The organism is Nostoc sp. (assembly GCF_036917155.1).
Lineage (GTDB): Bacteria > Cyanobacteriota > Cyanobacteriia > Cyanobacteriales > Nostocaceae > Nostoc.
This window is the reverse complement of sequence record NZ_JBALDZ010000110.1, coordinates 1-10052: the sequence shown is the minus strand read 5'-3', so window position 1 is coordinate 10052 and position 10052 is coordinate 1. Positions and strand designations below refer to the sequence as shown.

General features: G+C 43.5%; 10 protein-coding genes. 4 read left to right on the top strand and 6 right to left on the bottom strand.

Annotated elements, in window-relative coordinates:
• Nucleotides 1-77: 77 nt before the first annotated feature.
• Nucleotides 78-485, bottom strand: coding sequence for a hypothetical protein (locus tag V7K67_RS15860; RefSeq protein ID WP_334733893.1), 408 nt, complete (start codon nucleotides 483-485; stop codon nucleotides 78-80).
• Between the two features lie 560 nt (nucleotides 486-1045).
• On the opposite strand from V7K67_RS15860, the gene V7K67_RS15855 reads away from it, so the two are divergent.
• On the top strand, nucleotides 1046-1177 hold the full coding sequence (locus V7K67_RS15855; RefSeq protein ID WP_334733892.1) for a pentapeptide repeat-containing protein: 132 nt from the start codon (nucleotides 1046-1048) through the stop codon (nucleotides 1175-1177).
• Here the strand turns inward: V7K67_RS15855 and V7K67_RS15850 are convergent.
• The 3 genes from V7K67_RS15850 to V7K67_RS15840 all read right to left on the bottom strand — a co-directional run bounded on the left by V7K67_RS15850 (nucleotide 1149) and on the right by V7K67_RS15840 (nucleotide 4943).
• Nucleotides 1149-1898 carry an SDR family NAD(P)-dependent oxidoreductase gene (locus V7K67_RS15850; protein WP_334733891.1) on the bottom strand — a complete coding sequence of 250 codons (750 nt, stop codon included), beginning with the start codon at nucleotides 1896-1898 and terminating at the stop codon, nucleotides 1149-1151. The two genes, V7K67_RS15855 and V7K67_RS15850, sit on opposite strands and share 29 nt — an antisense overlap.
• Nucleotides 1899-2006: 108 nt before the next feature.
• Entirely contained in the window at nucleotides 2007-3443 is a 1437-nt protein-coding gene (locus tag V7K67_RS15845; protein ID WP_334733890.1) for an MFS transporter, read from the bottom strand.
• Between the two features lie 195 nt (nucleotides 3444-3638).
• Nucleotides 3639-4943: a transposase gene (locus tag V7K67_RS15840; RefSeq protein ID WP_335167349.1), complete on the bottom strand. Its 1305-nt coding sequence runs from the start codon at nucleotides 4941-4943 to the stop codon at nucleotides 3639-3641.
• Here V7K67_RS15840 and tnpA point away from each other — a divergent pair.
• The gene (gene tnpA, locus V7K67_RS15835; protein ID WP_335167352.1) at nucleotides 4888-5250 is read left to right on the top strand and encodes an IS200/IS605 family transposase; all 363 of its coding nucleotides are present in this window, start codon (nucleotides 4888-4890) and stop codon (nucleotides 5248-5250) included. The genes V7K67_RS15840 and tnpA overlap by 56 nt on opposite strands.
• A 392-nt stretch (nucleotides 5251-5642) precedes the next feature.
• Here the strand turns inward: tnpA and V7K67_RS15830 are convergent, their stop codons facing one another.
• Complete coding sequence (locus V7K67_RS15830) at nucleotides 5643-6923, bottom strand: vWA domain-containing protein (RefSeq protein WP_335167347.1); 1281 nt, start codon at nucleotides 6921-6923, stop codon at nucleotides 5643-5645.
• Nucleotides 6920-8176 (bottom strand): vWA domain-containing protein, encoded by a 1257-nt coding sequence (locus V7K67_RS15825; RefSeq protein ID WP_334734090.1) that lies wholly within the window; start codon nucleotides 8174-8176, stop codon nucleotides 6920-6922. Before V7K67_RS15825 ends, V7K67_RS15830 begins: the two co-directional genes overlap by 4 nt.
• A gap of 238 nt (nucleotides 8177-8414) precedes the next feature.
• Here V7K67_RS15825 and V7K67_RS15820 point away from each other — a divergent pair, with 238 nt between their 5' ends.
• Together V7K67_RS15820 and V7K67_RS15815 are read left to right on the top strand one after the other, a co-directional pair.
• Nucleotides 8415-9077 carry an ATP-dependent Clp protease proteolytic subunit gene (locus V7K67_RS15820; RefSeq protein ID WP_334708851.1) on the top strand — a complete coding sequence of 221 codons (663 nt, stop codon included), beginning with the start codon at nucleotides 8415-8417 and terminating at the stop codon, nucleotides 9075-9077.
• Nucleotides 9078-9201: 124 nt separating this feature from the next.
• Nucleotides 9202-9813, top strand: coding sequence for an ATP-dependent Clp protease proteolytic subunit (locus V7K67_RS15815; protein WP_334696314.1), 612 nt, complete (start codon nucleotides 9202-9204; stop codon nucleotides 9811-9813).
• Nucleotides 9814-10052: the final 239 nt, after the last annotated feature.

Below are 10052 nucleotides of genomic sequence, written 5' to 3'. Positions count from 1 at the left end.
TCTTGCTCTAAACGGTTAGTCTGGTCAGGTGAAGTCTCCTACAAGCCCCTAGCTTCAGCTATGGGGTTGGTACTCAACTAGAGAACCCTGACATTTATATATATGTCATCGATCGCAACGGGACGGCTAATATCCAATAACTGCAAAATACCACACTGGTCTTGAATTTTGTCGAAGCGTTGCGATCGCACTTGTTGCACTAATGTATCAATATCTAGGACAGAAGGCTGGGTGTATTCTTCTAGTCCCAAGAATTCTGCTGGAGGATTAGTCGCAATCTCCCGCCAATTCAGTTCTAAAATCAAACAAATTTCAATAAAGGTATGACGCTCAACTGGACGACCACTAAAAAACCGCCAAATTGGTTGTCTAGTCTTGAGGTTGACTTCTGCTGCTAGATTGTCTTGTGTCCAGCCCTTGCGAACAAACGCTCTTTTAGCCTCTTGAATCCCGGTGAGTGATGCCTGAAGCGATCGCTTGACCATAAGATAAAAAACTCATAATTAAAACTTAAGACTTTAATTTTTATTAAAACTATAGACTTTATAGCTTTTTTATGATATCAAACTCTGCTCAATTTAAATCATACAAAAGCTAAAGATCAACTTTAATTTCATCAAAATGAAACCAATCCAAAAGTTATTTATACTGTAAATTCCAGGTACACGTGTGAAATCAATTCTATAAAGACCTGATGAAAATTGAGTTGTAAGCTTCTATGTATTGATTCAACGGCTCTAAATAACAAGTGGCATTGAGTCATCATCAAGTTTGTTAAATTTTGTAACGAAATCAAACACTATGAACTCATTTTATACTTCTCTAACCTTTGCCAAGACTTAATCTCAAGCACCCATTTGTCATGCTGGAGGAGTGATGTTACAGTGGCACATTCTGAGTTAGAACAAATGTATTCACAGCGACAACGCTACACGTTGCGAGGCAACCAATATGGATGCCAATGAAGTTTTAAGACGATATGGAGTCGGAGAAAGAAATTTTAGACAGGCAGACTGGAGAGGGATAAGTTTAGAAGAGAGCAAATTTGAATGGGGTAGATTTAACTGGGGCACATTTGAACAACGCAGATTTGAGCAAATCCGATCTAAAAAAGGGCACACTTGTTAAGCCAAGCCTGCCCTTTAGCTTTAGTGTTCTTGTCCCGTTGGTCGGATGAGGATTTCGTTGACATTAACGTGCGGTGGTTGGGTGAGAGCGTAAACGATCGCAGCTGCAATGTCTTCGCTTTGCAGAGGTTGAATTGACTTGCGTCGCTCTTGAATCCGTTCTTTGGCAATGGGATCGGTAATTTGGTTGTCAATTTCTGTATCCACCAAACCAGGTTCGATGATGGTGACGCGAATGTTGTCTTTGTAGACTTCTTGACGCAATGCTTCCGATAGGGCATTGACACCCCATTTAGTAGCATTGTAAACACCGATGCCCGCCCGCGCAGTCCGTCCGGCCACTGAGGAAATATTAACTATATGCCCCGATTTTTGCGCCTTCAACAAAGGTAAGACAGCATGAGTAGCATATAGCAGTCCTAGTACGTTGAGGTCAAAGGATCGCCGCCAGTCTGAGCTATTTCCAGCTTCAATAGTGCCCAGTAAGGCAATTCCTGCATTGTTAACAAGGATATCGACCCTTCCCAATTCTGCATTTGCTTTTGCCACCAAGTTATTTACTTGGGTTTCATCAGTCACATCAGTGACAATTGGTAATGCCTTGCCGCCACTAGCTTTGATACGTTCTGCTAATGCCTGAATGCGATCGCTACGCCTAGCCGCGAGTACTACTGTTGCACCAACTGAAGCCAAGGCGATCGCCGTTGCTTCTCCAATTCCCGCTGAAGCACCAGTGATAATTGCTACTTTTCCTTCTAATTTACCTGTCATTTATCTAACTCCTTAATAATTGATAATTGGGCATTGGGCATACAAGTAAAAAGAACCAAGTAAAAAGTAAAAAGAAAGATAAATTCAATATTTCTTTTAACTTTTAACTTAACTTGTTTCTTTCCCTGCTCCCCTGCCTCTTACAACAGATGCAACTGCTGCCACACTCAGTATTATGGCTGCGAAGCGAAAAGTTCCTTGGAACCCTGCAACGATCGCATCAGGAGGCGCAACAGAGACATCTGCACCCGCAGACACACTAGCGATTAACGCTCCAAATACTGCCCCGATGAGAGAAACTCCTACGGTGTTCCCGGAGGTACGTGACAAAGACAGCAACCCAGAAGCAATCCCTAGCCGCTCCCTTGGTACTGCACCCATAACAGTGCTGTTGTTGGGCGATTGGAATAAACCCAATCCAATGCCATAAATAAAATAGCGTGATACATAGCCTAGCTCAGTAATTTGAGCATCAAAGGTGCTGATCCCTAGACAGCCGCCAATCATCAACCCCAGCCCAATTGAACTGATCAGTCGAGCGCCAAAACGGTCTGAAAGTATTCCAGCTAGGGGGGCAATTAATCCACTAAGTACAGGCGATACGGCTAGTAGTAGACCCACTTTTATCGTCGGATATTGCTTGACTCCCTCTAGAAAGAAAGGGACGATGAGTAGCGCACCGCCAATGACAGTAAAGGCTAGCCAGCCACTCAGCAAACCCATACTCAACTGAAGATTGCGAAACAAGTACAGTTCTAGTAATGGTTGCTCTATGATCGCTTCAACTACTAAAAAAGTCGTGAAACTTAGAGTTGCGATCGCTAATAATACCAAGGCATTAGTACTGCTAAAGCCCTGGCTTTGCCCTAGCGTCATACCCAACCCAAAACTACCGAGGGTCAATAAAGCCAATATGGCTCCAAAAAAGTCAAATTTCTGTTTGCCCTCAATGCGTCCAGAAGGTGGCACCACGCGAGCTGTTAAGAAACTCGCGATGATTCCCAGGGGTATATTGATGAAGAATATACTATGCCAGCCTGACAAGCTCAGGAGCAGTCCGCCAGCAGAAGGGCCAAAAGCAATTCCCAGTGACACTACACTACCGATGATACCAACAGCCCGACCTCGTTCAGAAGAGGGAAAAACTTCTGTGATGATTGCCAAACCAAGCCCAGAGATAAACACAGCACCTAGTCCTTGAAGTGCCCGAAAGCCAATTAACCACTCAATACTAGGTGCAAAACCACACAACAGCGAACTGAAAGTGAACAGAACAAGTCCCCCTTGGTATAAGGATTTCTTGCCCCACATATCCCCCAAACGCGTTGCTCCCAAAACTAAACCGGAACTGACCAACTGGTAACTCAATACAGCCCATTGGGTCGTAGGGAAAGTAGTGCCAAAGGCTTGCACCAATGTGGGTAAAGCAACATTGATGATGCCCACATCTAGGGTAGACATGAACACCCCAAGTCCGACACCAAGTAAGACCCAATTTTTTTGAGAGCCTGATAAAGCCAGAGGTTCTGCTTGGAATTGTGCCAACGTTTAGCCTCCGCCTTTGACTTTACGTTTGTGAATAGTTTGCATACGTATATTCATTGTAGGGTGCTATCCTTGCTACTAAGTTCAGGAAACTAAAGATCAGCTTGTCCTTGCTAAAAAAAGTAATAACTCTTCAAAAGAGCAGGATTGAACGCACCCCATCTAAATCAGAGATTATAGATGGGGATTCTTGCGCTATGCAACCTCTAGACTACGTAGCGTTCCCAGAGTTACTGGCGTTCTCAGTGTGTCGTTAGAACTTTTGCTTACGAACACTCTAGAAAAGGTTTTATCACCTTGAATTAGACAATACCAATATCTAGCACCGATGTTATAAGATGCTGATAAATCACAATTATATTGCTTGCCACTTTTAAAGACAGCAAGAGAATAATTATTTTTATTTCGTTTAACCTTACCGCTTCCATCAAAAGCATAAGCGCTGGTATATTTGGGATTGATAGCTTGAACTTGTCCTCCTAATTCAGCCCATCGATCTGTCAGTATATCAACAATTTTTGCATGACACCAGAGATGAAATTTCTGCTTGATAAGCGAACCATTATGCCCAGCTTTAGCCTTCCAACCAGCTAAACTCTCAATCACAATTACTTTGACATTATGAGTCTTTGCGAACTCAACAATACCTCTAGCCACTTGACGCGAAATTTCTAAATTAATGTTTGAGGACTTGCGGTAAAGTTCCTTACAGAACCCTTTTTCGCGTTGAGTTTTTGTAATATTTTGAGTCTGTTTAGACTTTTTAGCAATCATCATTCGGCGTTGATTACGACGGTCTATGTCTCTAGCGGGATTAAGGAATTTCCGCGCCTTTACAGTACCGTCCTTTCCTACTACCGCGCAGGTTGCTGCGTTATTAATGCCCAAATCAACACTCACTACATAATCAGAATCCTCTCGGTTAATTTTGTCAATTTTTACTGGCATCGAAAGTTGACATTTGTTCTTACTGACGACTAAAGCAGGCGAACATATTTCATTCCCCGAAGTTAAGTGGCGATTCCGCCCATGACCTTTTACCTTAATTCCACTAAGCCACACCCAATCAGTTCCACTCCAAACCTTAACAGCAACTGTTTGATAATTTAAGTTGTAGCGAATCTGCTGACCTTTATACAACACTGGGTATGTATTGCAGATTGCAGTCAGACGCGGTGGTTTTGCATCCTTAAGCGCTCTAATCCCACTCTGCCACTCTCTATAACGAGTTTGAAAACTTGAGACAATCCCAATCGCGTCTGCAATGGCGGCACGTCTTAAGTAACTCGGAAACTTTCGATGTGATGGATGACTTTTAATAATTGATTGAAAATATTTATGCTTCGGGTCGGGGTTATCTGCTGTTTTGTGAATCATCTTCTCAACAGCATTCACCATGAGTTTTGCAGTCAAATCAGTCAAGTTAACCCATTGAGCATTTACTATTATTACCAATGGTAAAAGGTATTTACGATACTCCTCAATATTTCTAATTGACAAAAGTAAGATTATCTTAACCTCTCACCGATGGTGGGAGTGTGAGTTAATTGAATTTGGTGGAGAGGCTGATCATATCCACACACTTCTGGAAACCCACCCCTCTGTTGACCTATCAAAATTAGTGAATAATATTAAAACAGTCACATCGCGTCGATTGCGTTCTGAGTATAGTGAGCATTTATCTAAGTTCTATTGGGGAACTAAACCACAGTTTTGGTCTAGTTCTTACGCAATTATTACTGTCGGCGCACAAGCACCACTCAATCGGTTAATCGAGTATGTCCAGAATCAAGAAAAACCGGAATAGTTGAAGAGGCGCCTTTTATACTGGTTTCGCTTACCCCACCTAAAATGTAGATGTTTTTATAGTATTTTTAGGTGGGGACTGCGCTCAACATTTCTTGTTCAAAACCCAGTGTTTTAGCTAATTGCATATCAGCGATCGTCTGAGCAAAAAATTTCCAGTCTTCAATGATAGTGTTCAATAAAGTACTATGACTCGATAGTATTACTGTATTATCTACTAGTTAGCAAATTATCATAGACAACTCTAAGAAGCAAGCTCTAGAGGAATTATGCAGTGAATTTCACGCCTCGCGCTCCCTATTTAACTGCACCAACACAACCATCAGGAATCCCGCAAATTTGGTCACAAGGCGCAAAATTTTCATACCGTTGATCAGCAACGTTGAATTTTTACTATTCCTGTAAAACGGTCTTTGATGCAATCCTAGTTTTCTTGAGGTCTGCATCCGACAGTTCTTCTCCAGCTTGTAGACGAGTTGCGGAAGTTTGCAACACTGTTGCCGCCCCTTTATCTCCGATTTGCAAAGCGGTTTTGGCGGCTGTTTGCAGCATTGTGGCTGCACCAGTGCGATCGCCTTGTTGCAATTTCGCCTCGGCTAACTGGGTTTGGCGATACTTCGCTAATGCTAAAATAGACTGCTGCACCTGGGGATTAGACGCTGGTTGATACGCCCGCACTACATCTGCATACACTGGTATGAGGGGCGAGAGTAAGCCTTCTTCGTTAACCAATGGGTCATCATAACGGATTTGCAGATGAGCGATCGCTTGTTTACCTTCTGGTAACTGTCCCAGATAAATGTTCGCCAAAACTACCCGTTCTACATCCTGCATCAAATCTCCCAAACGCACAGCAAAGCTACCATCGGCTTCGGATTCCACTGGTAACTCGATTGTATCTGGGGCAACTTGGGCAATGGGTTTTAATTCTGCTAGTCGGACATTGGGCACTAAAGATAACAGCAAGTAGGCATTAGTTAGCCCAATCGATTGAATCCGTCCAAACAGTCGGCTAAATTGCTCTACAGCTTGTTCAGGATGTTCAATATGAGCTAAAGTCCCACCACCGACATCGGCAATTTTTTCTAGCAAATCTTGATTCCAGCTATTGCCAAATCCGAAAGTGTTGATTGTTAGGTTCAGCTTGGCAGCCTTTTGTGCCAATTTGAGACAGCGCTTATTGTCATCTCGCCCAATATCCCATTTCCAAATCCGCAAACCGCTTTCACCATGTCCATCCGTCAGCAAAAACGCCTGGGAAACAGCGCCTCTTGTACCCTTCATCAGTTCTGTAATTCCCAATTCCAAACCCTCAGCGATCGCAGTGCCGCCGCTAGCAGTCAGTTTGCTTTTAATTTGAGATTTGATGCTTTCGGGGTCTTCGATCGCTTGGTTAGGGATAATGACTTCCGCAGTTCCGGAAAAAGCTACAACTGAGATGCGATCGCCAACCTTCAACCGATCGATTAATCCTTCCACTGCCTGGATCACCGTTTTAATTGGTTGTCCATGCATGGAACCACTTCTATCGAGAATCAAACAGAGGTTAAGGGGGAGATTTTGGTCAAACTCACCAGCGATGGCAAAAATCGTTACTGCTAGTTGACGTTGGCTACTTGTTTGAGCCACATCAACATTATTGTCATTTAACGCCGAGAGCAATTTAACTTTCATTGGGGAGGGGTATCTTGCAAAATTGTTTTGGAGACAATTCTGGTTTTCTTGCGATCGCTTTCAGATAAATCTCCACCAGATTGCAGCTGGGTGGCAGAAGTTTGCAACACCGTCGCCGCCCCAGTATCTCCCATTTGCAGCGCGGTTTTCGCAGCCGTTTGTAACATCGTCGCCGCACCAGAGCGATCGCCCTGTTGCAATTTCGTCTCGGCTAGCTGGGTTTGGCGATACTTCGCTAATGCTAAAATAGACTGTTGCACCTGGGGATTCGGGTCTGCTTGGTAGTTTTTGACTACATGGGCGTAAACTGGGAAATTTGGGGTAAATAAACCTACCTGGTTGGCGGCTGGGTCATCGTAGCGGACTTGCACATTAGCGATCGCTTGTTCACCTGTTGGCAATTGTCCCAAATAAATATTAGCTAAGATTACCCGTTCCGCATCTTTCATTAAATCTCCCAACCGCACAGCGAAACGTCCATCAGCTTCTTGTTGCAGTGGTAACTCAATTGTGTCTGGAGAAACTTGAGCAACCGGTTTGAGTTCCGCTAGCCGAACATTGGGCATTAGAGAGAATAACAGATAAGCGTTAGTCAATCCCACCGTTTGAATGCGGCTGAAGAGGCGGTTAAACTCTTCCACTGCCTGTTCGGGTTTTTGAATATAAGATAAAGTACCTAAACCAGCATCAGCAATTTTTTCTAAAACATCTTGGTTCCAATTGTCACCAAATCCCAAAGTGTTCAAAGTCAAATTATAGCTAGCAGCCAATTGAGCAAATTTTAAACAGCGATTGTTATCACCGTGTTCATTTTCGCCATCGGTTAAGAGGAAAGCTTGAGAAACAGTATCTTTTTTTCCTTTCGCCAACTCCTCAATCCCCAAGCGCAGTCCTTCATCAATGGAAGTTCCACCATCGGCGGCTAGGCGGTTAATTTGCTGTTTGATTTTCTCTGGATCTTCGATACTTTGACTGGGTACTAAGACTTTAGCACGGTGATCGAAAACTACAACACTGAGGCGATCGCCAGGATTGAGTCTATCTACCAGACGATTCGCTGCTTTTTTGACCGTTTCTAGCGATCGCCCATTCATCGAACCACTATGATCGAGAATTAAGCATAAATTCAGGGGTACATGGCGGTCTTGATTTTCTGCGATCGCCGAAATTGAAACTCCTAACTGACGCTGACTGTTCAGTTGATTCGCGTCCAAATTACCATCATTCAAGGCAGGCTGCAAGCTAACCTTCATAACTCCAAGTCCTTATTCAGGATATACATATTAAAAAATAACTTCAAAGCACTACTTTAACTCTACGGAAAACCTATCTAACACAAATACACTAATATAATCAGAATATCTTAGAAGCCAAGCATTGGCAGATGCGAAGCCGCCTTCAGCATTAGGGAGAAATCCGCACCTTGAGGGAAGCGTGCATCGCGCTAGGATGTATTACAGTTAACGGCATAGTTTCAGGCGATCAGTTGCTATGGACATTTCCCCAATTAAGGCTGTTCAAGCCCCATATTACGGCGATAACTTTTACCGGACACCGCCGCCAGATTTACCTTCCCTGTTATTGAAGGAGCGAATTGTCTATATTGGGATGCCACTGGTGCCTGCTGTCACCGAATTAATCGTGGCCGAATTGCTGTTTTTGCAATCCGACGACCCGGAAAAACCGATTAAAATCTATATCAACTCCACCGGCACTTCCGGTTACAGTGGCGAACCCATTGGCTTTGAAACCGAAGCCTTCGCCATTTATGACACCATGAAATATATCAAGCCTCCTATCCATACCATCTGCGTCGGTTCCGCGATGGGTATGGCAGCAATGCTACTCAGTGCTGGTACAAAAGGTTGCCGTGCTAGTTTGCCTCACTCCTCAATTATCCTGCATCAGCCCAAGAGCTACGCCCAAGGTCAAGCAACGGATATTCAAATTCGCGCCAGAGAAGTTTTGGTTAATAAAGGGGCGTTAGTTGATATCTTGCATCGCACCACTGGACAGCCCCCAGAAAAAATTACTAAAGATATGGATCGGCTGTTGTATCTAACACCATATGAAGCGAAGGAATACGGACTAATTGATCGAGTTTTTGAAAAAGAAGAACTCGCAAATCCCCCACTCCCTGCCAGTGTTCTTTAATTTAGTTATAAGTTATGAGTTATGAGTTATGAGTTCTTGAAAACTCCCAACTTTTAACTCCTAACTCTTAACTCCTAACTCCTAACTTTTCTACCGCCCCAAATTATTAAAAACGGAGTAAATTATGCCTATAGGCGTTCCTAAAGTTCCTTACCGGATGCCCGGTGGACAATATACAGATTGGATTAGCATCTACGATCGCCTTTACCGGGAACGGATTATTTTCTTGGGGCGAGATATTGATGATGAAATCGCCAATCAAATTATTGCTGTAATGCTGTATCTGGATTCAGACGATCCAGGTAAAGATATTTATTTATACATCAACTCCCCCGGTGGGATGGTTACATCTGGCATGGCGATTTTTGACACCATGCAGCATATCAAATCAGATGTAGTAACTATTTGCGTGGGTTTAGCTGCTTCAATGGGGTCTTTCCTGCTGGCAGCTGGCACCAAAGGCAAACGGTTAGCATTACCTCACTCACGGATTATGATTCACCAGCCTTCAGGTGGCACCCGTGGACAAGCAACCGATATCGAAATTGAAGCTAGAGAGATTCTGCGGATTCGTCACCAGCTCAATGGCATCTATGCCGATAAAACAGGTCAGACCATAGCAAAAATTGAAAAAGATATGGATCGTGACTTTTTCATGTCTGCCGAAGAAGCTAAAGAATACGGTTTAATCGACCGTGTGATTGAAGAACGAACCTCGGTAATAACTGGGGAATAGGGAATAGGGAATAGGGAATAGGGAATAGGGAATAGGGAATAGGGAATAGGGAATAGGGAATAGGGAATAGGGAATAGGGAATAGGGAATAGGGGGATGAGGGAGATGAGGGCGATGAGGGGGATGAGGCAGTAGACAAAGAATTTTAACTCCTAACTCCTAACTCCTAACTCCTAACTCCTAACTCCTAACTCCTAACTCCTAACTCCTAACTCCTAACTCCTAACTCCTAACTCCTAA